This is a genomic window from Paraburkholderia fungorum, from assembly GCF_046026025.1.
In the GTDB taxonomy this organism is placed as follows: Bacteria; Pseudomonadota; Gammaproteobacteria; order Burkholderiales; family Burkholderiaceae; genus Paraburkholderia; species Paraburkholderia fungorum_E.
This window is the reverse complement of record NZ_JAQQFL010000036.1, coordinates 34526-60114: the sequence shown is the minus strand read 5'-3', so window position 1 is coordinate 60114 and position 25589 is coordinate 34526. Positions and strand designations below refer to the sequence as shown.

23 protein-coding genes are annotated in these 25589 nt (G+C 60.9%); 10 read left to right on the top strand and 13 right to left on the bottom strand.

Going from position 1 to position 25589, the window contains the following annotated elements; translation table 11 throughout:
- Positions 1-96 precede the first annotated feature (96 nt).
- A complete protein-coding gene (locus PQR67_RS30790) occupies positions 97-1899 on the bottom strand; it encodes an NAD(P)/FAD-dependent oxidoreductase (RefSeq protein ID WP_408466574.1) in 1803 nt (600 codons plus the stop codon).
- A gap of 81 nt (positions 1900-1980) precedes the next feature.
- The gene (locus PQR67_RS30785; protein ID WP_408466573.1) at positions 1981-3123 is read right to left on the bottom strand and encodes a sigma-54-dependent Fis family transcriptional regulator; all 1143 of its coding nucleotides are present in this window, start codon (positions 3121-3123) and stop codon (positions 1981-1983) included.
- A 226-nt stretch (positions 3124-3349) separates the two neighbouring features.
- Here PQR67_RS30785 and PQR67_RS30780 point away from each other — a divergent pair, with 226 nt between their 5' ends.
- On the top strand, positions 3350-3664 hold the full coding sequence (locus PQR67_RS30780) for a helicase (protein ID WP_408466572.1): 315 nt from the start codon (positions 3350-3352) through the stop codon (positions 3662-3664).
- A 45-nt stretch (positions 3665-3709) separates the two neighbouring features.
- Here PQR67_RS30780 and PQR67_RS30775 read toward each other — a convergent pair whose 3' ends face one another.
- Entirely contained in the window at positions 3710-4324 is a 615-nt protein-coding gene (locus PQR67_RS30775; RefSeq protein ID WP_408466611.1) for a TetR/AcrR family transcriptional regulator, read from the bottom strand.
- 83 nt (positions 4325-4407) lie between these two features.
- Here PQR67_RS30775 and PQR67_RS30770 point away from each other — a divergent pair, with 83 nt between their 5' ends.
- Positions 4408-5550, top strand: a complete 1143-nt coding sequence (locus PQR67_RS30770) for an MBL fold metallo-hydrolase (RefSeq protein ID WP_408466571.1) — start codon at positions 4408-4410, stop codon at positions 5548-5550.
- Between the two features lie 64 nt (positions 5551-5614).
- On the opposite strand, the gene PQR67_RS30765 is transcribed toward PQR67_RS30770, so the two are convergent.
- Together PQR67_RS30765 and PQR67_RS30760 are read right to left on the bottom strand one after the other, a co-directional pair.
- Positions 5615-6580, bottom strand: a complete 966-nt coding sequence (locus PQR67_RS30765; protein WP_408466570.1) for a quinone oxidoreductase family protein — start codon at positions 6578-6580, stop codon at positions 5615-5617.
- Between the two features lie 41 nt (positions 6581-6621).
- A complete protein-coding gene (locus PQR67_RS30760; protein ID WP_408466569.1) occupies positions 6622-6921 on the bottom strand; it encodes a hypothetical protein in 300 nt (99 codons plus the stop codon).
- 108 nt (positions 6922-7029) lie between these two features.
- Here PQR67_RS30760 and PQR67_RS30755 point away from each other — a divergent pair, with 108 nt between their 5' ends.
- The 4 genes from PQR67_RS30755 to PQR67_RS30740 are packed head-to-tail and all read left to right on the top strand — an operon-like array spanning position 7030 to position 9109.
- A complete protein-coding gene (locus PQR67_RS30755) occupies positions 7030-7830 on the top strand; it encodes an AraC family transcriptional regulator (RefSeq protein WP_408466568.1) in 801 nt (266 codons plus the stop codon).
- A gap of 58 nt (positions 7831-7888) precedes the next feature.
- Positions 7889-8482, top strand: coding sequence for an RNA polymerase sigma factor (locus PQR67_RS30750; RefSeq protein ID WP_408466567.1), 594 nt, complete (start codon positions 7889-7891; stop codon positions 8480-8482).
- Between the two features lie 13 nt (positions 8483-8495).
- A complete protein-coding gene (locus PQR67_RS30745) occupies positions 8496-8810 on the top strand; it encodes a hypothetical protein (protein ID WP_408466566.1) in 315 nt (104 codons plus the stop codon).
- Complete coding sequence (locus tag PQR67_RS30740; protein ID WP_408466565.1) at positions 8807-9109, top strand: 4Fe-4S dicluster domain-containing protein; 303 nt, start codon at positions 8807-8809, stop codon at positions 9107-9109. Before PQR67_RS30745 ends, PQR67_RS30740 begins: the two co-directional genes overlap by 4 nt.
- Before the next feature lie 62 nt (positions 9110-9171).
- On the opposite strand, the gene bfr is transcribed toward PQR67_RS30740, so the two are convergent.
- The 5 genes from bfr to PQR67_RS30715 form a co-directional block, all read right to left on the bottom strand.
- Complete coding sequence (gene bfr / locus PQR67_RS30735) at positions 9172-9648, bottom strand: bacterioferritin (RefSeq protein ID WP_408466564.1); 477 nt, start codon at positions 9646-9648, stop codon at positions 9172-9174.
- A gap of 174 nt (positions 9649-9822) precedes the next feature.
- Positions 9823-11043 (bottom strand): MFS transporter, encoded by a 1221-nt coding sequence (locus tag PQR67_RS30730; RefSeq protein ID WP_408466563.1) that lies wholly within the window; start codon positions 11041-11043, stop codon positions 9823-9825.
- Between the two features lie 33 nt (positions 11044-11076).
- Entirely contained in the window at positions 11077-11631 is a 555-nt protein-coding gene (locus PQR67_RS30725; RefSeq protein ID WP_408466562.1) for a GAF domain-containing protein, read from the bottom strand.
- Positions 11632-11665: 34 nt separating this feature from the next.
- A complete protein-coding gene (locus PQR67_RS30720) occupies positions 11666-13078 on the bottom strand; it encodes an MFS transporter (RefSeq protein ID WP_408466561.1) in 1413 nt (470 codons plus the stop codon).
- A gap of 47 nt (positions 13079-13125) precedes the next feature.
- Positions 13126-14910, bottom strand: coding sequence for a gamma-glutamyltransferase family protein (locus tag PQR67_RS30715; RefSeq protein ID WP_408466560.1), 1785 nt, complete (start codon positions 14908-14910; stop codon positions 13126-13128).
- 224 nt (positions 14911-15134) lie between these two features.
- Between PQR67_RS30715 and PQR67_RS30710 the strand changes: the two genes are divergently transcribed.
- The gene (locus tag PQR67_RS30710) at positions 15135-15812 is read left to right on the top strand and encodes a FadR/GntR family transcriptional regulator (RefSeq protein ID WP_408466610.1); all 678 of its coding nucleotides are present in this window, start codon (positions 15135-15137) and stop codon (positions 15810-15812) included.
- 34 nt (positions 15813-15846) lie between these two features.
- Here the strand turns inward: PQR67_RS30710 and PQR67_RS30705 are convergent, their stop codons facing one another.
- Positions 15847-18645 (bottom strand): bifunctional diguanylate cyclase/phosphodiesterase, encoded by a 2799-nt coding sequence (locus PQR67_RS30705; protein WP_408466559.1) that lies wholly within the window; start codon positions 18643-18645, stop codon positions 15847-15849.
- Complete coding sequence (locus tag PQR67_RS30700) at positions 18642-19436, bottom strand: substrate-binding periplasmic protein (protein ID WP_408466558.1); 795 nt, start codon at positions 19434-19436, stop codon at positions 18642-18644. Before PQR67_RS30700 ends, PQR67_RS30705 begins: the two co-directional genes overlap by 4 nt.
- A gap of 592 nt (positions 19437-20028) precedes the next feature.
- Here PQR67_RS30700 and PQR67_RS30695 point away from each other — a divergent pair.
- A complete protein-coding gene (locus tag PQR67_RS30695) occupies positions 20029-21927 on the top strand; it encodes a potassium transporter Kup (protein ID WP_408466557.1) in 1899 nt (632 codons plus the stop codon).
- Between the two features lie 121 nt (positions 21928-22048).
- On the opposite strand, the gene PQR67_RS30690 is transcribed toward PQR67_RS30695, so the two are convergent.
- Complete coding sequence (locus tag PQR67_RS30690; RefSeq protein ID WP_408466556.1) at positions 22049-22330, bottom strand: hypothetical protein; 282 nt, start codon at positions 22328-22330, stop codon at positions 22049-22051.
- 1129 nt (positions 22331-23459) lie between these two features.
- On the opposite strand from PQR67_RS30690, the gene PQR67_RS30685 reads away from it, so the two are divergent.
- The gene (locus PQR67_RS30685; protein ID WP_183081230.1) at positions 23460-23600 is read left to right on the top strand and encodes a hypothetical protein; all 141 of its coding nucleotides are present in this window, start codon (positions 23460-23462) and stop codon (positions 23598-23600) included.
- A gap of 127 nt (positions 23601-23727) precedes the next feature.
- The gene (locus PQR67_RS30680) at positions 23728-25377 is read left to right on the top strand and encodes an NRAMP family divalent metal transporter (protein WP_408466555.1); all 1650 of its coding nucleotides are present in this window, start codon (positions 23728-23730) and stop codon (positions 25375-25377) included.
- Positions 25378-25589 lie beyond the last annotated feature (212 nt).

Below are 25589 nucleotides of genomic sequence, written 5' to 3'. Positions count from 1 at the left end.
CGGCGCCGAGCATTCAATGCGCGCCGCAATCCCACCCGCTATCCGTCAGACCGGGGTCGGCAAGCGCGCACCGACCCCACACCCGCATGAGGAAAATCAGGAAAGATGATGCACTTCCTGGAGGCCATAAACCGGCGTCGCAATCCCCTCCATGCGCGCCTTCAATTGCAGCGACAAGTATTGGGAGTAGTGGCGCGATTGATGCAGGTTACCGCCGTGGAACCACAAGGCGGCCTGCTGCGTGGGCTTCCACATGTTACGTTGCTCGCCTTCCCACGGTCCCGGGTCTTTGGTCGTATTCGAACCGAGCCCCCACACCTTGCCCACCTTATCCGCCACGTCACGCGAGATGAGATCCGCGGCCCAGCCGTTCATCGATCCATAGCCGGTTGCATAGACGACGAGATCCGCCGCCAGCTCGGTGCCGTCGCTCAACACGATCGAGTGCTCCTTCAATTCGGCCACGTCCACGCCGCTCTTCAGTTTGATCTTGCCTTGCGCTACCAGATCGGCGGCGCCCACATCGATGTAATAGCCCGACCCGCGCCGAAGATATTTCATGAAAAGCCCCGAATCGTCATCCCCGAAGTCGAGCAGGAAGCCCCGCTTTTCCAGCCGGTCATAGAACGCCGCGTCGCGCTCCCTGATCGCATCGAACACGGGCTTCTGAAACGTGTGCAGGATCTTGTACGGGATCGACGCAAACGTCAGATCGGCTTTCGACGTCGTCATGCCCGACGCCACCGCGCGTTCGGAATAAAGATCGCCGAGCGCGAGTTCCATCAGCGAATCTGACTTGACGATATGGGTGGACGAACGCTGAACCATCGTGACGTCGACGCCCGCTTCCCACAGCGCCGCGCAGATGTCGTGCGACGAATTGTTCGCGCCGATCACCACCACTTTCTTGCCCTTGTACGCGTCCGGCCCGGGATGTTTCGACGAGTGATGCTGTTCGCCCTTGAACACGTCCATGCCTTTGAATGAAGGGGTATTCGGCTTACCCGACATGCCCGTGGCCAGCACGAGCTGCCTGGGCCGCAGCGTCAGCGTCTCGCCGTCGTGCTCGACCTCGACCACCCATTCGGCCGCCGCTTCGTCGTAGCGCGCGGACTTGCACGTGGTCGACCCCCAGTAGTTCAACTCCATGACCTTGGTGTACATCTCGAGCCAGTCGCCGATCTTGTCCTTGGGCGTGAAAACCGGCCAGTTGTCCGGGAACGGCAAATAAGGCATATGGTCGTACCAGACCGGATCGTGCAGACAGAGCGACTTGTAGCGGTTGCGCCACTGGTCGCCAGGACGTGGATTCTTATCGACGATGATCGTCGGCACACCCAACTGCCGCAGACGCGCGCCCAGTCCAATCCCACCCTGCCCTCCCCCCACGATCAGGCAGTAGGGCTGTTCCGCACGACCCAGCGCCCGCGCTTCGGCTTCACGGCGTTCCTTCCAGCTGATCCGGTCCGTGCGGGCGCCATGCTCCGCGCCCATCGGACGGCGCTGGCCCTTGGGTTCCTCATGGCCTTTCAGTTCAGCCATCGTAGTCAACAAGGTCCAGATCAGACCGTCCTTCACGCGGATAAAACCGCTGCCGCGCGCGACCTCCGTTTCGAAGGTGATCCACGCCTGTGCCAGGCCGTCGGCTTCGGTCGGCGCTTCGCCTTCGGCAATCCTCAACCGGGTGGGTTTAATGGCGTCGAGCTGGGCGTCTAGCATGGCGCCAATCTGATCCCGGCCCTCCATGGTTTTAAGATTCCACGTGAAAGCAACCAGATCGCGCCAGTAGCACTCCGGTTGAAACAACGCGACGGCCGCAGTGGTATCGCCGCGTTTAAGCGCCGATTCCAGGGACTCCAGAACATGTGTAATGGTCTGGCTTGCATTATTTTCAGGCATGGCTGCTCCTCCATTCGATACGGATTAAAGAAACGTCGAAGTAATGCGCGGGTTCTTTGCCCGCTGGATAAGCGCGGACCGCTAGCGGCGGTGTGGCGGGACAATGCCGAACTTCGCGATCCGTCTGTAAAGCGTCGCGCGCGAGATGCCCAGGGTTTGGGCGGTCTCGTCAGGGTGCCATTTCGCATCCGTCAGGGCGGCGACGATGCGCTCGCGCTCAAGGGCGTCGATATCGGTGAGTGTGGGTTGGGCCTCGCGGGCGGGAAACCGGGGCTTCGGCGCCGCTTGCCGTTGCGCCCGGATGACGGGTGGACGAACACGCGCATAAAGCGGCGAGCCGCTGCCCACCAGCTTCATCGAGACCATGTCGCGGCCGGGCCTGACATCCAGCAGGCGTTCGGCGCGGACATCGAATAGTTCGGAGACCGGTCGCGGCAGTTGGTCAAGACCCGGCACACACTCTCTCGCCCGGCGGTTTGCCGCGACCGCATTTCCATGCACATCGAAGGCAATCAGAATCTCCGGCTGAGCCTCCACGTAGTGGCGATTCCGGTGCGCCAGCAAAACCCAGTAATGCGTGGTCGCGTTGAGAAAGAAACTATCCTCGATCAGCACCGCGCTGTGACGCACGATGTGGTTGATCAGGCGCTGGCTTTCGCGTTCGTCAGGCGAGCGGATCGCCGACGCATCCAGCACGCCGATCAATTCACCCTCCAACCCGAAAATCGGCGAGGCGCTGCAGGTCAGCGTGGTAAACGCGGCGCGAAAATGATCTGTCTTATGAACCGTGATCGGTTGGGCATCGAGCAGCACGGCTGCAACGCCGCAGGTTCCCTCTTCCTGCTCGGACCAGCAGGAGCCCCAATACAGTCCCGCGCGCTTGAAGTCGTGGCGCCGATCCCGGTCGACGCGATAATCTATTGTCACGCCCCGCGCGTCGGTGAGCATCACGCAGTAATCCGCTTCGCGTACAGTCTCGTGCAAACGCGAAAGACATTCGCCTGAGGCCCGCAGAACCGATTCTTCCCGGTGTTGTACGTCGCGTAGTTCGGGCGCGCTCAGAATGCGTGGACCTTTTGTCAGACCAGGATCGAGATGATATTGCTCGAGCGAGCGCCAATACGATGAGGCCAGTCGCGCGGTATCGCTGCCGCGATCAGGCGTTCGGCCTTCGATCAACCTGCGGATCCGGTCGATGTGTCTCACCTGCGGAACATAAGGCATGAATGTCTCCGGTCTGCTCAGCGCACATCATCAGGTGGCGCGCTCAGGATGACTTTTAGCATGCGTGTTCCGGAAGATCACACCGCAGTGCAGCATCAAGCCGGATGAGACTTTTGTCTCAGCTCTTTTATGGTGGGGACGGAGTGCGGTTCAATTTCCGCGGTACTGAAAACATGGCGCATGATGCCCCCTGCTAGAATGCTTGCCCTTTTCCCTGGAGACGCCCATGTCCTGGTTCATCTATGAAGTGCCCGAATACAATGAAGACGGAGCGCGCATCGAACCCTTCAGCGACCTGCGCAGCCGCGTCCAGAAAGTAAGTGGGCAGGCAATGGTCGACGAGCTGGAAAGCGTCCGCGAGAACGCCGCGAAGACAGCGGATACGCCGGCGCACCCGCTAAGCGCCGCCGACAATCCTCACGTATTTCCGATCCCGTACGCCGACTCCATGATCCTGGTCGGCTTCATCTTCGAACTGAAACGGGAGTCCCGCGCTCTGGTGGTGTCGCCCGTGGAAATGCCCTGGTTGAAAGACGCTTAACGCCACACGTCGGCAACCCGCCGCCCTCGCGGTAGGCGTCACACGTCACGCGTACCGCGCGAGAAACATGTCGGCGGCCGTTTCCGCAACGTGCCTTTGTTCATCCACACCAAGGGGTGGCTGACCCATCGTCACCTGGGGCCAGAAAGCGAACGCTTTCACGAGGGCCTGCAACTGCTGCGAAGCGAATACCGGGTCCGACGTCTTGAGGCGGCCATCGGCTGCGGCCGCCCGAATCCATACGGTCAAGTCCTCCTCCCGCTCACCCATGCGCGTCATCATCTCGCGCGCCCGCTCCGGCGAATGAATGCCTGCCGCGATCGCAACGCGCGCGAGGGCCAGGAACGCCTCGTTATTCAACAGGCTCAGTTTCTTGAACAGAAGCTGCAGCAACTGCGCACGCAATGGATGCACGGCGGAGTAAGCCGGCGCCTCGCCCGTGTCACTCGATTCCCACAACTGCCGCAGGATCGCTGCGAATAGCGCCTCCTTGCTGGCGAAATGGTTGTAGACCGTACGCTTCGAGACGCTCGCGCGCGCCGCGATGCGGTCCATGCTGGTCGCGTCGAAGCCGGCCGCGAGAAATTCTTCGATCGCCGCCGCAATGACGGCGGCCCGCTTGCGGTCGGTCAGGCGAAGGGGGAGATCACTGGTGTTCATCATAAAATTTTACACCGGGCAGTTTACTTTTCTCAAAAATAAACTACACTCGACAGTCTACTTTCTGTATCGAGGCGGTCTGCATGACATCGTTCATCGGTTCTATTCGCCGCATCTTCGGCCTGACGGCGGCGCAACGCGGGCGCGAATTGTTCGACATGTCGGCTCAGCATGACGGCGAGCGCTTTCGGAACGTCAAGCCGCGTCCCGTTGAAGGCTTCGGCAAGACCCTGAATATCGCGTGGAATCTGCTGTTCAGGAAACCGGACGGCACGGTGCCGGCGGGCGCGCTGCCCGTGGACGCGCTGTCGCGCGAACAACTCGACGCCGCGCCGGACCGGAGCCTGTACCGCCTCGGACATTCGACCATGCTGCTCAAGCTGCGCGGTCAGTTCTGGCTGACCGACCCCGTGTTCGCCGAGCGTGCCTCGCCGTTCCGCCGCTTCGGCCCGAAGCGCTTCCACGCCCCGCCCATCGCGCTCGAAGACTTGCCGCCGTTGCGCGGCGTGATTCTGTCGCACGATCACTACGACCATCTGGACCGTGAGACGGTGCTGGCACTCGCCGCCAGGACGAGCGTGTTTCTCACGCCGCTGGGTGTCGGCGACCGCCTGATCGAATGGGGTATCGAGGCGTCGAAGGTCCGTCAGTTCGACTGGTGGCAGGGCGTTGAAATCGACGGCCTCGCGTTCACGGCGACACCGGCGCAGCATTTCTCGGGCCGCAGTCTGTTCGACGGCAACAGCACCTTGTGGGCTTCGTGGGTGATCGTCGATGACGCGCTACGCGTGTTCTTCAGCGGCGACACGGGTTACTTCGACGGCTTCAAGACCATCGGCGAACGGCTGGGCCCGTTCGACGTGACGCTGCTCGAAACCGGCGCCTACGACGCTCAATGGCCATACGTCCACATGCAGCCCGACGAGACCGTACAGGCGCACGTCGATCTGCGCGGACGCTGGCTGGTGCCGGTTCACAACGGCACCTTCGATCTGGCGATGCATCGCTGGCAGGAGCCGTACGAGCGCGTGGTCGGGCTCGCCGCCGCGCGTGGCATCGCGCTCTCGACACCGCGCATGGGCGAGCGGCTGGATCTGGGCGCGCCGCATCGCGGCGGAAAGTGGTGGCGCGAGGTGGTGGAGGTGGCGGGGGTGGCTGAAGTTGCGCAGACCCCCGCAACGTCACGGCGCGGGTTCTGCCGCGCTAGCCGGCAAGCGAATTCGTAAGGCTCACGGCGCGCTATTGGCCGCTGGCCTTTGGCCGTGGCGCTCGCGGCCAATAGCGTCGCCATCAATCGTCACGGCCAGGAATGAAAACGGTGCGCTGACGGCTGCCCGGGGTTCCCCAATGCGCGCCCAGAGCCGCGAGAGGGACAGTCTCCGTCGCGATCTGCAACCCCGCGCGCGCGGTCGCATCGAACACCTGCTGCATCGTGTGCAGAACGCCCGGTAAAGTGAGGCTGCCGATACCGCTGCCCAACAGCGAGATCGGCGCCGCGCGCAGCACGGTGGCCGGCAGAAGAAGATCGACACCGCTGATCGCGCCGATCTGGACGAAGCGCAGCGGTTCATCTTCAGCCAGGGTCCGGGCCGCGGCGATCAACAGCGACAGCGCGCTCGCGCCCCACACGTAATCCAGCACCACGTCGACCCCTTCGCGGAATTGCGATTCGAATGCATGGCTCAGCGCGTCGGCGTCCTGCTCCAACGAAATGGCGACATCCGCGCCCGCTTGCTTAAGCGACGCCAGCACGCCCGCATTACGACCCGTTGCGATGATTTTCCCGGCGCCGAGATGCCTGGCGATCTGGACGGCAAGCCGGCCCGACGTGCCCGTTGCGCCGTTGATCAGCACGGTCTCACCCGCCACGAACCTGGCCCGCTCGACCAGCGCCGCCCACGACGACATGCCCGGAATAGCGATGGCGGCAGCCGTGACGTCGTCGATCGAATCTGGTAAGGGCACGCAATTCGCTTCGGACACGAGGCACTGCTGCGCCATCGCGCCGAACGGCGCCTGCGGCCAGAAGAAATACACGCGTTGGCCATCTTCGCAACGCCCGGTGCCGTCGAGTCCCGCAACGAACGGGAACGTCCCCTTCGACGAATAGTGCGCGCCCGATGCCCTGGAGCGCGTGACGTGACTCAGCGCGGACGCGGTCACGTCGACGATACGGTGACCCGGACGCGGATCGGGACGATTGAAATCGGCGTAAACAGGCGGTTCGCCCGCCACTTTGACGACTGCAGCTTTCATGTTGCTGGCTCCTTGAATTCGAAGTGAAACCGGCGTGCCGCTCAGCGGGCGTCGCCCTGTATGGCGATCGATGAGTCGGCCGATGGGTCGATCGATGAGTCGATCCATTCGCGCAGCCTGGCATCGCGAATCTCGAGTACATCGAACAGGCCGACGGCGCGCAGCGCCGGCAGCGCCGCGACGATGTCCGTGGCGGCCACGGCACGCGCTGCTTCGGTGCTTGCCGGATCGGTCCAGACACGCGCATTGGCCAGAAAAGCGGCGACCGTGCCCTTGCGGACCGTCGCACCATTGATATCGACCTGATCGACGTGGTCGGGGAGAACGTGTTCGGCTCGCATCGCGCGGCACTCCGGTGGTTGTGTAAGTAGAAGCCAGTCTAGTGATGCGGACTCGGCCCGTCTCCGGTATAAAGGTCATTCGATACTGCATTCCAGCCACACCTAGCCATGACTACCCGCCTAATTCGACCGGATCTCGTGAGCTCGCCCGGCGGTCCGTTCCTTGCCGCGGCCGAACTGACGCAAAGCGAGTCGCGCACGACCTCGTCGCACAGCCATGCGCGCGGACAACTCATGGGCGCGCTGAGCGGGCTCGTATCGGTTGGGCTCGACAAACAGCAATGGGTCGTGCCCGCCACCCACGCGATCTGGATTCCACCTCATTGCGTCCACTCGGTGCGCTCTTACGGCCCCTTCTCGGGGTGGAGCGTTTTCATTGCCGAGAACCGCTGCGAGTCGCTGCCGCGCCAGGCTCGCGCAATCAAGGCGACACCCTTGCTGCGCGAAGCCGTGCGGCGCGCCGCGAGCTGGCCGGGGATCGATCTCGATCAGACGCAGGCACGCATTGCGGAGGTCATCGTCGATGAACTCGCCGCGTCGAAAGAGGAATCGCTGGGCCTGCCGAGCCCTATCGATCCGCGGCTCGTCCGCATCACGGACGCGCTCGCCAGCGATCTCGCGGACAACCGCCGCCTCGAAGAATGGGCAACATGGGCCGGTCTCGCGCCGCGAACGCTCAGCCGTCGCTTTCTGACCGAAACCGGCATGACGTTCGCGCAATGGCGTCAGCAGGCTCGCCTGCTTCGCGCGCTCGAGCTGGTCGCGGACGGGGTTCCCGTCACCACGATTGCGCTCGAACTCGGCTACGACAACGTCAGCGCCTTTATCGACATGTTTCGCCGAACCCTGGGCACTACGCCCGGGCGCTACCTCGCCGTTGCGGCGCCGGAGAATCACCGTAGCGGCTAATTCGAAACCGTATTCACGCCGCGGACAATATTTTCTGACGTGAATCGTCTACAGACGTATGGAACCGCCGCGCACCCCAAACCCGATGATCGAACGCGATAAGGACATCACCGCAACTGTGTTGCGTGAGCGGTCGAAACTCGGCAATTTCATCCGGCGCCGCGTGCAGGACCAGGGCGAGGCTGAAGACATCCTGCAGGATGTCTTTCACGAGTTCGTGCAAGCCTACCGGCTCCCCGCACCGATCGAACAGGTCAGCGCGTGGCTGTTCCGCGTGGCGCGAAACCGCATCATCGACCGCTTTCGCAAGCGCCGCGAGCAACCGCTGACCGACATCGCCGAAAACCGGGACACCCTGGACGACCCGGACAACCCCGACTATCGGCTGGATCTCGCCCTGCCTGCAACCGACGCCGGCCCGGAAGCGGTCTACGCAAGGTCAAGGCTGCTGGAAGCCCTGCAAGCCGCGCTCGACGAATTACCAACGGATCAGCGCGACGTCTTCGTCGCTCACGAACTCGAAGGGCGCAGCTTCAAGGAGCTGGCGTCCGAAAGCGGTGTCGGCGTGAACACGCTATTGGCCCGCAAGCGCTACGCGGTACTGCATCTGCGCGTTCGCCTGCAAGCCGTCTATGACGAACTGGATATCTAAAAGGAGCAGCTAGATGAGATTCAAACTGAGATGCTTCGGCAAGGCACTGCTGGTTCTGGTGGCCATTGCCGTGCTGGGATGGATGGTGATGACACTCTGGAATTGGGTGGTCCCCGCACTATTCGTGAGTGCCCGTGTGATCGACTTTCCGCACGCACTAGGTCTGCTGATCCTGAGCCGGATTCTGTTTGGCGGATTTCGCGGGCATGGCGGCTGGCATGGCCGCAGACATTGGCGCCGTTGGGAACGGATGACGCCACAGGAGCGCGAAAACTTTCAGAAAAACCTGTCGCCCTTTGACGGCAAACGCAACGAGGATCAAGCATGAACAGCGCGTCTACATCCGCTTGCAAGCAGCCCGCAGGCGTGATTGCTCCCGTGGTCAATCTGAAGCGCTGCGAAGGCAAGGGCGATTGCGCGATCGTCTGCCCCGAAGACGTGTTCGAAATCCGCCGGATCGACACGGCGGACTATCAACAGTTAGGGGCATTGAACAGATTCAAGCTGCGCGTGCACGGCATGAAAGTCGCATACACACCCAACGCCGATGCATGCCGGGCATGTGGCCTGTGTGTGACCGCATGCCCCGAACGCGCCATTACGTTGGCGAGGCTCGGGACGCCGTAAAGTCGCGCATGGCTGCGCATCGCTCAGACAAACACAGTGACGGGACCGCGAGCGCCGCGGTCTCAACTCACCGAATCCATTCCCGATTGCTGATAGTTCTGAATCCCGACCTTGTCGATCAAGGCCAGATTCGTTTCGAGCCAGTCGATATGATCTTCGGTATCGTCGAGAATATGGGTGATGATGTCGCGCGAGACAAAATCGCGGACCGTTTCGCAGTATGCGATCGCTTCCTTACACGTTGTCTGCGACACCTGCTCGAGCTTTAGGTCGCACTCAAGAATTTCTTTCGTATCCTCACCAATCAGCAACTTATGCAGATCTTGCAGATTGGGTAAGCCGTCCAGCATGAAGATGCGCTCGATCAACAGGTCCGCATGCTTCATCTCGCCGATCGATTCGTCGTACTCGTGCTTCTCAAGGCTTTTCAGGCCCCAGTGCCCGTACATTCTGGCATGCAGGAAATACTGATTGATTGCGCTCAGTTCGTTCTTCAACTGAGCGTTCAGATACTCGAGAACCTTGGGGTCTCCTTGCATATCGCCTCCTTGAAGGGTGACGCCCCGCGATAAAGGTGCGGGGTGTTGCTCAGGCATCCTGTTCCGTCTGATGCGGCCTCGCGCTCATCCGTCGACGCGCGAATGGCCGTTGCCACTAGTCCAGCATAGTGTATTGACCAGGCAACGTTAAAAATGAGAACCGGAATTGTTAACCTAACGTTGAGTGTCGTACAGCCGGTCTGGAACGAAAAACGCGGTGATGCCGCTCAGAAAGAACACCCCGCCGACCACCAGAAATCCGACGCCGATAGACAGTTGGGTGGCAATGTAGCCGATCACGATGGGGGCCGCGCCTGCGCAGAAGCGGCCAAGGTTATAAGAGCCACCCACGGCTGTTCCGCGGATCGCAGTAGGGAAACTCTCGGACATGAAGGTGCCGATCGTACCCAGCGGCACACCATACAAAAACCCGAAGATGAGCATGAGGTACGCAATGTTGTCGCGCGTATGCCAGAAAATGATCACCGGCAGAAAGAGCGCGGCGCCCACACAGCCAAGCACGTAAACACCACGCCGGCTCCAGCGGTCGCCTAGCCATCCAGCAAAAATCTTGCCAATGAAGGCGACCACGAAAGTGCCGATCATGTAGCCGGCCATCGCACCGAATTTGATGTGCAGTTCCTTTTCCAGGTAAGTCGGCAACCAGTTGTTCAGACCGTAAAATCCTGACAGTGCGAACACGGAAGCCAGGGTCCACAGGATGAACAGGGTTCGCGATTGCCGGTTACTGAAGATCAGAGAGTAGCGGTTGGTGCGATGTCCCCCTTCGCCCTGTCGGCCCGTCGCGCGGCTCGCCTGCCATGCTGCCGGCTCGGGCACGGCGAACTTTATCGCCAGCGCCAGCAGCACAGGGAGTGCCGACAGGTAGTAGAGCGTACGCCAGCCATAGTGCGGCAAGATCCAGTTGCTCAGCGAGATGACGACGATATAGCCCGCGGAAATGCCGGTTTGCAGGACGCCGAGAATCAGCGAGCGCCGCTCGGTGGGCACGTACTCGGCAACCAGTGTGGAAACCAGCACCATGCAGCCGATGCCCAACGAACTGATAAACCGCACCACGGCAAACTCCAGGAAGCTGTGCGTCAATCCCAGCAGCCCCGCTCCGAGCGAAAAAAGCGCGAGCGCCCAGGCCACGACCCGAACCCGCCCCAGGCGATCGCTGGCCCAGCCGCCGAGAATGCCGCCAATGGCCATGCCAACCAGCGTCAAGCTGCCCAGCGCCCCCGCCTCGACATTGCTCAAGCCAAATTCGTCCTTGATTCGCGTGAGCGTCAGGCCGTACATCATCACGTCCGCACCATCGGCCAGTAAGGCCAGGTAGCTGAGGACGAAGACAAGCACCCAGGTGTTTGAGGATTTGGCGGATGGGGTCAAGATTGTTTTTGCCGGCAATTGATCGTAGTGACGTCAGAGGGGTGTGGCGCTAGCGGCATGTGCCCTATTGCACCTGATCAGCGCGGGCGCGAGGAAGGCGCCAATCAGCATGCCCATTGCTTCGTGCCGGCCCGTGTACCACCCCTCCTTATGGGTCAGGTTCATCGTGCCGACGCACACCCCGTCGTACGCGACCGGAATGTTCAATATCGACCCGAGACCCATGCCGGTCATTACCGCGTGATCGTCGAATGCTTCCCGGATGCCTTGGCTCGTTTCCGCGCGAAATGGCCTGATATCCCGCAACACCTGGTTTGCCCACACGGTGCCGCTTTTCTGCTTGCGACCTCCAACGGGATACACGTCCGGCATGTTGGTGTAGACGCGTTCGACCTCCTCGCGTTGCGCGTCGTAGGACATGATCGTGAAAAGACCGAGACCTATCGCGCTCGCGGCCAGGGCATGAACCGCACGGAAAATTTCCATGGGCTGGTTTCTCAGCCGCATCACCCCCGCAAGCCGTTCAAGGTCAGAAATGTCCAGTGTTTGCGGGACTGGCAGGATTGGATCGATCGGATTGCCTGGCATTGTCACTCTGTCAAATGTTTGAAATCACGGACACTCAGCCACGCATTTCGGTGGAACCGAGCGAGCCATGCAAATCCAGGGGCTGGTCTGCGCCGCCCTCCTCGATATCTTCGAGCGACCGGTTACGGGTCTCGATACCCAGGAAGAACACCACGCAGGCTCCCACGAGCAAGACCGTGGTTGTCATGGCGAACACGCCCAGAAATCCGAAGAGCGGATAGACAAGGCCCACCAGAATGGGGGCGCTCACGGAGCCGATACGGCCGAACGATGAGGACGATCCGGTCCCGGTTGCGCGCACGGCGGTCGGAAAGACTTCGGGGGTGTACGCATACACGCCGGCAAACGCGCCATTCATGAAGAACGACAGGAAAATCCCCGCAGCCATGATCTGCAAGCCTGTGTGGGAAAACGCAAGCGTGATCGCCGCAATCCCGCCCAGCAGCATGTACGACGCCACCACGCCCTTGCGGCCGAGCCGTTCGTTGAGCCATGCCGCCGAGAAATAGCCGGGAATCTGCGCCCCATAGATCGCGATCGAATAACCGAAGCTTTTCGTCATGGTGAGCCCCTCCTTCAGGAGCAGGCTCGGAATCCAGGAGAAAAACGAGTAATACGCGAACGCGACCGAGAACCACATCAACCAGCTCACCGTGGTCGTACGCGCCAGTCGCGGCGACCACAGCGTCAGCACATTCCGGAGCGCATGACCCTTTGCAGGCGCCGATGCAGGCGTGTTGCCGGAGAACGCAACGGGCGCCAGACTGATGCCCTTACCTGCAAACCACGACTCGATTGCACTCACGATGGTGTGCGCCTCAGCGCCCCGCCCCTGGCTTTCAAGCCAACGCGGTGATTCGGGCAAGGTTCTTCGCCACCAGAGCAGCATGACGACAGGCAACGACGTCGCCACCGCCAGATAGCGCCAGCCATCCGCAAAATTACGCACAACGGTGAAGCCGAGAATGGCCGACCCCAGATAGCCGAACGACATGAAGCCGACCAGCGCGCCGCAAAAAATGCCCCGGTAACGCCGTGGCACGAACTCGGCCAGAAACGGTGCGATCACCACGGTCTCAGCACCTGACCCAAAGCCCGCGACGACCCGCAACGCGAAAAACGTGTGCCAGTCTGTGGCGGTTGCGCTCGCAAGCGATGCACAGCAATAAATCGCCAGCGCGCTCATCATGATGCGACGCCGACCAATCACATCCGCGAGCACACCCGATAGAAACGCGCCAAAAAAATACCCAATGTAAGTACTGCTCGCGACCAGACCCGTCTGCGCACTCGTCAGGTTCCACAGCTTGCTCACGACAGGTAGCAGAAACGCGAGCGATGACGAATCGAGCCCGTCGAACATATATCCGAGCCCGCCAATCAGCAGAAGCTTGCGATGAAAACCTGACAACGGCAATCGCTCGAGACGGGCGGCAATAGCAGACACGACTGTTCTCCCTGACGGAAATGAATACGATTTGCAGGCTTCGAAACTTATCGCCCGATTGCGTATGCCTGCATTTGACGCGGTGTTGCAGCGCCACGCATCAGGCCGTTTCTGATCCCGACCGCGCACACGCGACCCAGCGACCAGGGCTCCGCCAGACTCAGGTCATGGCCACGCGCACGCAATTGCGCCAGCGTGTGTTCCGGAAAACTGGACTCGGCGGACATCTTGCCCAATTGCATCGAACGCGGATAAAACGAACCCGGGAAATGCGCGGTCTGAAACGAGGGGGAATCCACGGCAGTCTGGAAATTCATGCCGGCGTGCACGTGCCTGAGAAATAGCTGGATCGACCACTGATCCTGCTGGTCGCCGCCCGGTGTGCCAAACGCCGCATAGGGTTTGCCGTCGCGCGTGACCAGCGTGGGCGAGAGCGTGGTACGGGGGCGGCGTCCTGGGCCGAGCGAGGACGGCAGTCCCTCCTCCATCCAGAACATCTGCGCGCGCGTGGTGACGTTAAAACCGAGACCGGGCACGGCGGGCGAGGCCTGCAACCAGCCACCCGACGGCGTTGCCGAAACCATGTTGCCCCAGCGATCCACCACATCGAGATGCACCGTATCGCCACGTAGTTCCGGCAGCGGAGCAAACGTCGGTTCGCCCTGGCCGAAGCCGCCGGACTGCTGCCTCCCCGCGTTGGCCATGATCAGTTCGGCACGTCGCGCGCTGTCGCCCAGAGAGCCGGGCCGGAATTCGAACGACGCACGCTCGGGATCGATCAGTTTGCGGCGTTCGTCGTTGTAGACGTCACTCAGAAGCACGTCCATGGGCACATGCGCAAACGCGGGGTCGCCGTAAAACACCTCACGATCGGCGAACGCAAGCTTTGAGCATTCGATTATTGTGTGCACGAAATCGGCGCCCATCGGGTCCATTGCCCCGAGATCGAAACCCTTGAGGAGCGCGAGCTGCTGCAGGAACATCGGCCCCTGGCCCCACGGACCGGTCTTGTGAACGCGCAAGCCCTCATAGTCGTATGAAACCGGATCTTCATAGGACGGCTCCCAGCGCGCTAGATCGTCCGCGTTGAGCAGCCCATGGTTGCGCTGGCCCGAGGTGTCGAGCACGGCCGTCGAGCGGAAGTATTGATCGATAGCGTCGGCCACGAAGCCGCGATAAAAGACCTTGCGGGCGAGTTCGCATTGCTCGGCACGATCGGCGCGCGTATTCGCCTCCGCGAGAATACGCCGGTATGTCTGGGCAATCGCCGGATTCGCAAACAAGCGGTTCGGCATCGGCGCGTCGCCGTTGTGCAGCCATTGCTCAGCCGAAGTCGGCCATTCCGTGCGGAAGAAATCCTTGATTGCCAGGATCGACGACGTCATGCGCGGAAGAACCGGATAGCCATTTTCCGCATAGCCGATCGCGTAGCTCAGGACATCCTCGAGCTGCAGTTGGCCATAGTCGCGCAGCATCAGCATCCAGGCGCCGAATGCGCCAGGCACGACAGCAGGCAGCAACCCCGTGCCGGGAACGACATCGAGTCCCAACTCACGCATGCGCGCAATCGTCATTGCCGCCGGCGTCACGCCCTGCCCGCACAAAACGCGGACACGGTCTTCGCGGGCACTGTAGAAGACGACCGGCAGCTCGCCGCCGGGACCATTCAGATGCGGCTCAACGATCTGCAGAACGAAGCCCGCAGCGGCTGCCGCATCAAACGCATTGCCCCCTTTCTCCAGAACGGCCATGGCCGACGCGCTCGCCAGCCAGTGCGTCGAGGCCACCATGCCGAATGTGCCGATCAGCTCCGGACGGGTTGTAAACGACATGCGCCACTCCATTTGCAAGGATCAAAGACCGATCAAAGTTGAACCAATTGTTATTGGTACCAACATCTCAAGTCATGAGATTACGGCGAACAGTACCAGGTTGCATCACGCGTTAACCCTGAAATCAGCACATAACAACAATAAAAAAGAATCGACTGCCATCCCCTCAATGGTGTCGGCCATGGTATGGTTTGAACCAATACTTATTGGTTCAAACGCAGAAAATGGAAAATTCGATACTGGACAGGTTGCTGGACTATATTGCCGACCATCAACTCAAAGATGGCGACGCCCTGCCGCCCGAAAGAAAACTCGCCGAGGATCTGCAGGTCAGCCGGCGGGAACTGCGCTCGTCGCTTGCCTCCCTGGAGGCCTCCGGACGCGTATGGCGCGGCGTCGGTCGCGGCACCTATCTGGGCGCGCGACCGCTGAAGTTCGCCCCGACGCTGCGCGGACTTCGCGCGGGCGCCAGTCCGGCGGACATTGCGGAAATGCGCCTTCTGTTCGAGCCGGCACTCGCACAGCTAGCCGCGACGAAAGCCAGCCGGGACGATTTGCTGGAACTTGAAAAATGCGCACGAAAAAATGCCGCGGCAAAAGATGATGAAGCGTGGCAACAGTGGGATCACCGATTTCATTTACTCATCGGGCAGGCCACACGCAATCCCGCACTCATTTCCTTGATGGAAGTGATCAATGGCATGCGCGTTAAACCTGACGTACGAGAGAAGACGTCCGCCCAGGAAACGCGCGGTTTCTTCGCCCAGCAGCACCAGGATATTGTCAGTGCGATGAAGGCACGCGACGGCGAAGCCGCGGCCCGATGCATGCGCGAGCATCTGCTCAGCGTTCAGTGGCGCGCCTCCGCAAAAAGCGACGAGGCGGCGCGCCGCCACGATTGAGCAGGGTGACCGGCCGGTCTTCGCTGCAGATCGATCAGGTTGCCGTACCTGAACCCACGTTTCTCTCAACACTCCTCGCCGACTGGCCTTCCGCCCGATGCCGGGAACTGAACAGGTTGACGAACTGTTCGAAACCCTGGATCGGCAACGGCTTGCAAAAGAGGAAACCTTGGTAGGCATGACATCCTGCTACCGCAAGGAAGTCTCTTTGCGCCTCGGTTTCAACGCCTTCGGCGATCACACCCAGGTTGAAGCTTCGCGCAAGCGCCACGATGGTTCTCGCGATATCGGCGTCGTTGGGGTCGACCAGAATGTCGCGCACGAACGACCGGTCGATCTTTAACTGGTCCAACGGCAATCGCTTCAGATAAGCCAGCGAAGAGTAGCCGGTCCCGAAGTCGTCCAGCGAAAACGTCACGCCTCGAGCACGGAGGGTGCTCATTTTTTCAATAATGTCCTGGACGTTCTCAACGAGAACACTCTCGGTCAGTTCAAGCTTGAGCTTGTCCGCCCTCGCTCCGGTCCGGTCGATGACTTCGAGCACACCGTCCACGAAATCCGGCTCGCGAAATTGCCGGGCACTGACGTTCACTGCCATGGACAGGTGCGCCATCGATGGGCACGTCGCCCACAAAGCCAGTTGAGCACAGGCGGACGCCAGCACCTTGCGCCCCATCTCGAGAATCAATCCGGACTCCTCCGCGAGCGGGATAAACTCGCCCGGGGGTATCAGGCCGCGCTCAGGATGCGCCCAGCGCACCAGCGCTTCCGCACCGGTGATGTAATTGCCGTCGACGACCTGCGCCTGATAGTGAAGGACGATCCGGTTCTCCTCAATGGCATTGCGCAGCCCGACCTCCAGCTCGGCGCGCTTGAGCACCGCCGTTTGCATCGCGGGGTTGAAGAAACACATGGCATTGCGGCCACGCTCCTTCGATTGATACATGGCGAGATCGGCCTGCTTGAAAAGCTCGTCGACGGACGTCTGGTCGCCGTTGAATACCGTGACGCCGATGCTGGCGGTGCTCCGGAACTGAACACCATCGAGCTCGTAGGCGCATCCCAGCACGCCGAGAATTCTTTCCCCCGTCACTTCGGTTTCCATTGTCGCCACGGCCCTGTCCAGACTCAGATTGCCCAGCACGACGACGAACTCGTCACCGCCGACCCGGGCAACCGTGTCCGTCTCATTGACGCTATTCGACAGACGATGCGCGACCTGCCGCAGAAGCAGATCGCCCTTGTCGTGCCCGAGCGTATCGTTCAGCGTTTTGAAGTGGTCGAGATCGATGAACATCAGGGCGCCGCAGACCTTGTTCTCCCGGCCGGCCGCCATGGATTGCCTCAGCCGGTCCAGAAGCAGCGCGCGATTGGGCAGGCGCGTCAGCGTGTCATAGAAGGCGAGTTCGCGGATTTTCTCCTCCGACTTCTTACGCTCGGTAATATCGCGGCCGCTGGTCCGAAAACCGATGAAGTCTCCCCGTTGATTGCTGATCGGTACCCAGGACACCGACAGCCACAGCAGCGATCCATCCTTGCGCACGCAACGAAACTCGAGATCCTCACCGCGTGAACCCTGGAGCCCTTTTTTGAATTCCGGCGCGACGCGAGCAAGGTCCTCCGGATGAATCAGCGTGCGGGCGAAGTCGGGCATCGCCATGCATTCGACGACCGTATAGCCCGTGTAATACTCAACCGAAGGATTGATCCAGCGAGGCCTGCCGTCCTGCCCCCACCAGATCTCCAGGTTCACCGTACAGTCGGCAATGGCGCGAAATTTCTCTTCGTTCTCGCGCAACTCCCGCGTCATCGCCGAGGCTAGCCGCATGGCGCGCTCGCGCCCCGTCATCATCAGCCAGGTCAGAAGCGCCAGCAGCAGGCTCAAGCCCGTGCCAGTGCCGGCGATCAACACCTCCGCATTACGTCCCAGGCGGGATCGAAACTCGTCGGCGGCGTTTATCGAAAGCATCCAGTCGTGTCCGTCCACCACCAGATATTCGTTCGCGGAGATGATTGCGGGCGCAAGCCGGACGCTTGCCTCCGACGTGCGATGCAGCAGCGCTGACTCCAGTGGCTCCACACCGTCGTAAATGGCCAGCGAGACGCCGCGTGGCTGCTCGCCATACAGACTGGCCATCACATCGTGCATCTGGAACGACGCATAGACCCAACCGATAATGTTCGCCCGGCGTTGCGCAAGGTCGTCCTGCGCTTTGCCGGAAGCGTAAATCGGCAGGTACATGATGAAGCCCGGCTGCGGTTCGGGATCCACGTTGACCGTGAGGCGCACTTTTCCCGACAGGGCCGCCATGCCGGAATCGCGGGCCTTCTCCATCGCCGCGCGCCGCACCGGTTCGTCCCAGGCGTCAAAGCCGGGCGAGCTGCGCGCGAGGCCAATAAAGGGTTCGCGTTGAATGATCGGGGCATAAGCCGCACGCGGCCCGTCGGGATGAATCGTGTAGTTTGCAACGCCGCCCTGACGCATACCCGCTATGTGGGCTGCTTTACGCGCCGCGGGCACCCATTCGATCACACCGACGCCGTGGACCCCGGAAAAGTTCGCGTCGAGATTGAGCGCGTTCACATAGAGCCGGAATCTGTCGCGATCGATCGTTCCGTTCGCGGCAAACAGGCTCTGCACGCCGCGCAGCATCAGCTCATAGGCCGCCATGCGCTGCTCGACGCGGCCTACCGCATCGCTCACGGTGTATTCAAACTGGCTGCGAAGCTCTTTGCGACTCGCCTGCCGTTCGTGATTCCATACGATCCAGGTCACGCAGAGCGATGCGGATAGAACCAGCAACGGCAGCAGGACCGCGCGCACCCGGATCACGGTGACGCCTTGAAGTTGACCATGGAGTCGGCCAGATCCGGCCGGAAGTACTTTTCGAAGATTCGCCGTACCGTTCCGTCGGCACGCATTTCATCTACCAGAGCCCGCCACTTCTCCCGTTCGGCGGCCGGCAGCGCCTTTTTCGACATGATCAGACCGTGCGGCACCGAGGGATCGTTAAACTCGACGATCGTCGTGGTGTCGCGGATTTTTTTCGCGTCCAGCGCGGGGTAATCGAAGGGCTCGATAATCATGCCCTGGATCTGCCGGAGAATGAGCGCCTGGTAGAGCGGCTCGAGCCCACCCGCGAGGCTAACCCGGTTTTCCGCCGTCAGTCTGTCGACCAGTTCGTTGGCCGATGCGCTGTAGCGAAAGCTGCGGATCACGCCGAGCTGGGCGTGCCGGTTGCGCTCGAAGTCCGCGACGTTACGGATGTCGGCGTCTTTGCGCACGAGCAGATAATATTTATTGCTGAAGTACCACGCAAACGACGCATATTGATTGCGTTCGTCGTTCGCGATTCCAGAAAGACTGAAGTCGAGTGCGCCCGACTCGATCAGTTTCCAGATACGTGCCCGTGACATCAGACTGACCTTGATCTGGCAACCGCTGCGCCGGATCAGCTCGTCCGCAAAGTCTTTGTCGATACCGCTGTCGGTGTCGAGCGAATAGAGCAGGCCATGGTCGTGCAATCCAAGCGTGAACGGCCGGGAACAATCCGGTCCGCCCGCAAAAGCATTGCTGACGAAACACACCGCCAACAAGACCCCGCCAAGCCAGTTTCGAATCACAACGCCTCCGTCGCGGAATGACGCCTGGTTATATTCTCGCCGGGTCATAATCCGGCGGCATGCTCAGACAGGTGTATTTTGCTCATACCCTACTTTTATCACAGAATTCGGGATACTTTTCTGACCCGATCCGCTGCCGGCGCGCCACGATAACTTCAACTGCCCAGGCGAAACCGGACAGGGCGTACATGACACCCATTGGCCGTGCGTGCCTGCCACTCAAAGACGACGCTCAAGGGGCCATCGAAGGCGGTTCTGAAAGGTAGAGCCGGTAGCATGCGAAGCACGCTCCCGAATGCTCCTTTCAATCACGCATCACTTACATTTCATTTTCCATGGCTACCTACATCCTACTCGGCGGCGGCTTGGCCGTGGCTTTGCTGATTGCTGCATGGGGAATCTGGCAGCTTAGATAGCGGACGACCGCTGACGCGCAAGACGTTCCGGCAGCACGCGAAGGCCTCGTCCCGCGAGGCACACGGACTCGCCCGCAGTTTGCGTCACACGCAACAGTCGCTGTCATCAATACGCCGCGCGGCTACGGAAATATCCGTAGACCGCGCGTCCGCGGCAACCCTCAACCTGAATCCCTATGTCCTCCACTGCTCTCAGCGCGGCCTCCTCTGCAAAAAAAGCTGCGCCTGGCCTTGTGCTTGGCGCCATCGGGGTTGTGTTCGGCGACATCGGAACCAGCCCGCTCTATACGCTGCGCGAATGCCTGAAGGCGGCAGGCGGCATCACGCAGACCAATGTGTTCGGCATTGTGTCGCTGATTCTGTGGTCGATCATCATCGTCGTCACGCTGAAGTACGTCAGCTTCGTGATGCGTGCGGACAACGAGGGCGAAGGCGGCATCCTGGCGCTCACGGCGCTCGCATCCGGCGTCGCGCCCGCACGATTGCGCAGCGTTCTGCTCACGCTCGGGGTATTCGGCGCGGCCATGTTCTACGGCGATTCGATGATCACACCGGCCATTTCGGTGATATCCGCCGTGGAAGGCCTGACACTCGTCGATCCGCATCTGACTGAATGGATCGTCCCCATCTCGCTCGTCATCCTCACCGGTCTTTTCAAAATTCAGAAACGCGGCACCGGCGCGGTCGGCCAGGTTTTTGGACCGGTGATGATCGTATGGTTCGTGACGCTGGCGGTGCTCGGCATCTCCCATATCGTCACGCATACGACAATCGTGCAAGCCGTGTCGCCGCTCTATGCGGTCGCATTCGTCGCGCACGCTCCGGCCACTGCGTTCGTCGTCCTGGGTTCGGTCTTTCTGGCGCTGACCGGCGGCGAGGCGCTCTATGCCGACATGGGTCATTTCGGCAAGAAGCCGATCAGTCTCGCGTGGCTGTTTCTCGTGCTGCCGAGCCTCGTGCTGAACTACTTCGGTCAGGCGGCACTGGTTCTGGAAAAGCCCTCAGCGATCGCTCAACCGTTTTTTCAGTCTGCGCCTGGCTGGGCACTCGTGCCGCTGGTCGTGCTCGCCACGGCGGCCACCGTCATCGCGTCGCAGGCCGTTATCTCGGGCGCTTTTTCGATGACCAAGCAGGCGGTGCAACTCGGCTTTCTGCCGCGCATTCCGGTCGTGCACACGTCGACGCACGAGATCGGCCAGGTGTATGTCCCGTTCATCAACGTCACGCTTTACGCGGCCGTGGTCTTTCTGGTGGTGTTCTTCAAATCGTCTGACAATCTGGCGGCGGCTTACGGCATTGCCGTGGCATCGACCATGCTGCTGACCACCTTGCTGATGTACTTCATCACCCACTGCCTGTGGCACTGGAAGCCGCTGGCAACCGCGGTTGTCATCGGGCCGCTGGCGCTTGTGGACGCGGTGTTCGTGTCGAGCAACATCAGCAAGGTACTCGAAGGCGGCTGGTTTCCGCTGCTCGCCGGGGGCGCGCTGTTTACCGTAATGACAACCTGGCACAAGGGACGTGAAACCGTGGTCGACCGGATGAAAACCGACAATATGCCGCTGGTGGCCTTGATTCAGTCCCTGTGCGGCGGCGAGCACTCACCGCCGCGCGTGAATGGCACGGCCGTCTTTCCGGGCGGGGTCGTGGACATGGCGCCCTCGGCGTTTCTGCATAACCTGAAGCACAACGGCGTCATGCATCAGGTCAACATCTTCCTTGCGGGTACGACGGACAACGTTCCTCATGTTCCCGATGAACGGAAAGCGACGGTGGTCGACCTCGGGCACGGATGCTACGCCGTCACGGTTCACCATGGTTTCATGGAGATTCCGAACGTCCCCTTCATTCTCGAACTGGCGCAGAAACAGATGCCGAACTGGACGTACGAACCTGCGGATACGTCGTTCTTCCTCGCGCGCGACACCGTCATGGCGACCGGCGAAAGCAAATCAATGCCGCTCTGGCGCGAGAAGCTGTTTGCGTTTATGGCCAGAAACGCGGCACAGGCGGCCGAGTACTACAGTCTGCCCGCTAACCGCGTGGTGGAAATGGGCGGCCAGATCAATATCTGAGCGCCGGCGTCTCCTTGTCGTCCGGTATGGGCTGTGGTCGGTCATGAATGGACACGGCAAGGAGTACGATTTAATCCGAAACCAGCCAGTGCGACGGCGCCGTCTTTCCTGGCTGGGTCAGTCAGGAGAACCACCAGCTCAGCCGTAGCGAGCGGCTCAACTCATCGGCGATGGAGGACGTGCACAGCATCGCCACCAACGCGAAAGCGGCGACCGTGACGGCGACAATCGCATACCCGGTAGGCGTGAGCGGGTTGCCGGCATAGGCCACGCGAAGAGCGGCGCGCGCGGCCATTTTGCCGGCGCGGCGCGCATGGCTTGCCGCTGCCGACCGACGGCTTGCATCGGCGCAACCGGGAACGCCGGCGCGCGCCGCTGCCGGGGCCGACGAGGAAACGGCCATCAGATGTGCGCGGGCGGCAACCCGCAGTGGGTGTGGCGCACGCACGGCGCCACCGAAAAACATAACGAATGATTTGACGAACATAAGCGCACCCCCGTCCTGCCCGGATATAGCTGGGCGACGTGTGACGACGTGACTGCATCTCGCAAGCGGACTGGCGACGACTGGCGACATGCGGCCAAACAAAGGGAGCGTGCTGCTGACGGACCGGCAGGGAGCCAGTCGGTAAAGAAGCGCGCTAACCCGACAAAAGCGAGTTAGCGGCGAAGGAGTGTTCCTGCGGCGGCTATCTCGCGGTGACTTCGCCGGCACAAACCGGCATCGAGCTTTCACTACTAGAGCATGTGTCCACGAGGGACTCCTTTCGATGAGACGGGCGGATTGTATTCGGCTCTTGCTAAGAACCGCAAGTAAAAAAACCTGCAAGAAATCGCAGTTCGGATCGCCTGACCAGAATCGCGCGCCAAACGATTCTGTTTCCCGCTTCCCTTTTTCACTGCCACTCACGACACGCGACAGTCGCTCTTTCCTGTCAATTTTGAAAGGAAATGAGGCTAGAAAATTATATTGGCTCTGCTTAGCGAATCATGTTGACTTGAGATTCGCACGACGCCTAAAATTCAAAAATCTTGACAAACGGGGCTAATGCCTTGGACACCTGCAGTAGTCGACCTTCGAATAGTTTCGCTGCCTGACCGGCAGGACGTCCGCGCTCTCTTCATCCAGCCGCCGTCTTGCCTTCAGGCAGACGGTGCGCGCCGTAGTTACCTTCTCCGTGCACCTTTGTTAGCGCCATATGGCCGCGACGTTATCGCGTCCTTTCGCGTCTTTTCGCGTCCATATGGCATCGCGTCGCGAGCATCAGCCCGCGGCTGCGTCCGTTCGCGCCTTGTTGATTTTCGATGGCGCAGCGGACGCGTGACTAAGCACGCCCATTGCAAACAGGCGTGCCAAAACGTAGACAAGGAGCCGCCATGCCGGACAGTGACAGTTATCCCTTATGCCGCTCACCTCACCCTTTGCCTGAGGAAAGCAAGTAGACGTTCGTCGATACGCGCATAGTGCGCCCGACCTCCAGATCTGCTGGCTTTCCGCGAACCGCGTTAAGCCAAACGCATGGAGAAATATCATGAACTTCGGCCTCCTTCTGTCGCAACTGCCGCACGTTGAAGAATCGCGCGTCCACTACGACGCCATGCTGGCACTGCATGCCAACGAACCGCACAAGCTCGCTGCGTTCTGGCAGCGCCTTAAAGCACTCGTTTCCTGATCTCCCGCGCCCTTTCCGCCATACGCAAGCGACGCCGTCGATCGACGACACACGCCCTTACGTATGCCGGAGGTGCGCAATTTCCTCATCGCCCCTTTTAATAATCAGAATCAGGGAAGAAAGAAAAATGGCCACTCCAGCTACCAACGTCTCACCGCCACGCAGCGCCGTGCTCGACTCGGCGCACATCGGCGATATCAAGGGGGCATTGGGCACCATCGCCCACCACGACACCGCGCCGCGCACCAACTGGTGGGCGCGCTTCCGAACGCTGCTCGCGATCCTCGGGCCCGGCCTGATCGTGATGGTCGGCGATAACGATGCCGGGGCCTTTGGCACGTACACCCAGGCCGGGCAGAACTACGGGACCACGTTGCTGTGGACCATGCTGCTGCTGGTGCCGGTCCTGTTCGTCAACCAGGAAATGGTGTTGCGCCTCGGCGCGGTCACGGGCGTGGGTCATGCCCGGCTTATCTTCGAACGCTTCGGCAAATTCTGGGGTGCGTTCAGCGTTGTCGACCTCTTCATCCTCAACGCGCTGACCATCGTGACCGAGTTCATCGGCATCACCTTCGTCCTGGACTTCTTTGGCATCTCGAAGATTCTGGGGGTCTGCATTGCCGCGGCGCTGACCATGGCCGCCGTCAGTACCGGCAATTTCAGGCGCTTCGAACGCTTCGCTGTCGTACTGTGTCTGCTGAGTTTGCTGCTCGTGCCCGTGCTGGTGTCGATTCACCCGCCGGTCGGCCAGATGACGCGCGATTTCTTCATTCCGAACTGGCCCGCTCATTCGAAACTGAGCGACGTGATGCTGCTCGTCATCGGCATCGTCGGTACAACGGTCGCACCGTGGCAACTGTTCTTCCAGCAAAGCTACGTGGTCGATAAGCGCATCACGCCGCGCTTCATGAAGTACGAAAAAGCCGACCTGTGGATTGGCATTGTGTTCGTGCTGATCGGCGCAGTGGCGATGATTTCATTCTGCGCGGCGATGTACGCCGGCAAGCCTGAGTTCGGCAATTTCACGGACGCAGGGGGCGTGATTGCAGGTCTGGAGAAATACGCGGGACGCACCTCGGCTACGCTCTTCGCCGTGGCACTCCTTGACGCCTGCATTATCGGCGCAGCCGCGGTGTCACTGTCGACCGCCTACGCTATCGGCGATGTGTTCAAGATTCGCCACTCGCTGCATCGTCCCGTATCGGACGCCAAGGGTTTCTATCTGGTCTACTTCGGCATTGTGGCGGCCGCGGCAGCGCTGGTGCTGATTCCCGGCAGCCCGCTCGGTCTGCTGACTGAAGCCGTGCAAACGCTCGCGGGCGTCCTGCTGCCTAGCGCCACGGTGTTTCTGCTGCTGTTGTGCAACGACCGCGCCGTTCTGGGTCCGTGGGTCAACTCGAAGAAACTCAATCTGTTCACAGGCGCCGTGATCTGGGTGCTGGTGATGCTGTCCATCATCCTGACCGCGTCGGTCGTCTACCCGGACATCACGGGTGAAACGATTCTGGAGACACTCGCTGGCGGGACACTCCTCGCCGTCTTTGGCTATGCGGCTACGGTCGGAATTCGTCGAGTTCGTCGCGAAGCCGCGGATGGACACGTGCAGCAGTATCCGAAGAATGCCCGCGATACGTGGCGCATGCCGCCGCTGGAAGAACTGCCGCCGCCCAACCTCACGCTGACCAAGCGTGTCTGGATGGGTGTGCTGCGTGGCTATCTGGTCGTGGCCGTCGGCCTTGTCGTTCTGAAAGTCGTGCAGATGACGCTGCTGAAATAAAGCAAACGTGAGACGTCATATATCTGTAAGACGTCTCTTATCGGATTGCATCCACTCTGCCGTGCCCACGTGCACGGCATTTTTTCGCGCTGAATGCCTTTAAATTAGTCACGGATAGGGGAAAACCCGTATAATTCAGGATAAGAGGTCAGACAACCAGTGGACATTCGTGGACACAGTGCCCGTCAAGACCCTGGCCCGCGTTGCGCGGC

Coding starts and splice junctions, on each gene's coding strand:
- PQR67_RS30785 (WP_408466573.1), bottom strand. CDS start 3,123: ATGCCTTATGTTCCGCAGGTGAGACACATCGACCGGATCCGCAGGTTG.
- PQR67_RS30770 (WP_408466571.1), top strand. CDS start 4,408: ATGACATCGTTCATCGGTTCTATTCGCCGCATCTTCGGCCTGACGGCG.
- PQR67_RS30710 (WP_408466610.1), top strand. CDS start 15,135: ATGGAAAATTCGATACTGGACAGGTTGCTGGACTATATTGCCGACCAT.
- PQR67_RS30745 (WP_408466566.1), top strand. CDS start 8,496: ATGAGATTCAAACTGAGATGCTTCGGCAAGGCACTGCTGGTTCTGGTG.
- PQR67_RS30765 (WP_408466570.1), bottom strand. CDS start 6,580: ATGAAAGCTGCAGTCGTCAAAGTGGCGGGCGAACCGCCTGTTTACGCC.
- PQR67_RS30680 (WP_408466555.1), top strand. CDS start 23,728: ATGGCCACTCCAGCTACCAACGTCTCACCGCCACGCAGCGCCGTGCTC.
- PQR67_RS30685 (WP_183081230.1), top strand. CDS start 23,460: ATGAACTTCGGCCTCCTTCTGTCGCAACTGCCGCACGTTGAAGAATCG.
- PQR67_RS30755 (WP_408466568.1), top strand. CDS start 7,030: ATGACTACCCGCCTAATTCGACCGGATCTCGTGAGCTCGCCCGGCGGT.
- PQR67_RS30750 (WP_408466567.1), top strand. CDS start 7,889: ATGGAACCGCCGCGCACCCCAAACCCGATGATCGAACGCGATAAGGAC.
- PQR67_RS30725 (WP_408466562.1), bottom strand. CDS start 11,631: ATGCCAGGCAATCCGATCGATCCAATCCTGCCAGTCCCGCAAACACTG.
- PQR67_RS30790 (WP_408466574.1), bottom strand. CDS start 1,899: ATGCCTGAAAATAATGCAAGCCAGACCATTACACATGTTCTGGAGTCC.
- bfr (WP_408466564.1), bottom strand. CDS start 9,648: ATGCAAGGAGACCCCAAGGTTCTCGAGTATCTGAACGCTCAGTTGAAG.
- PQR67_RS30775 (WP_408466611.1), bottom strand. CDS start 4,324: ATGAACACCAGTGATCTCCCCCTTCGCCTGACCGACCGCAAGCGGGCC.
- PQR67_RS30740 (WP_408466565.1), top strand. CDS start 8,807: ATGAACAGCGCGTCTACATCCGCTTGCAAGCAGCCCGCAGGCGTGATT.
- PQR67_RS30715 (WP_408466560.1), bottom strand. CDS start 14,910: ATGTCGTTTACAACCCGTCCGGAGCTGATCGGCACATTCGGCATGGTG.
- PQR67_RS30695 (WP_408466557.1), top strand. CDS start 20,029: ATGTCCTCCACTGCTCTCAGCGCGGCCTCCTCTGCAAAAAAAGCTGCG.
- PQR67_RS30780 (WP_408466572.1), top strand. CDS start 3,350: ATGTCCTGGTTCATCTATGAAGTGCCCGAATACAATGAAGACGGAGCG.
- PQR67_RS30690 (WP_408466556.1), bottom strand. CDS start 22,330: ATGGCCGTTTCCTCGTCGGCCCCGGCAGCGGCGCGCGCCGGCGTTCCC.
- PQR67_RS30760 (WP_408466569.1), bottom strand. CDS start 6,921: ATGCGAGCCGAACACGTTCTCCCCGACCACGTCGATCAGGTCGATATC.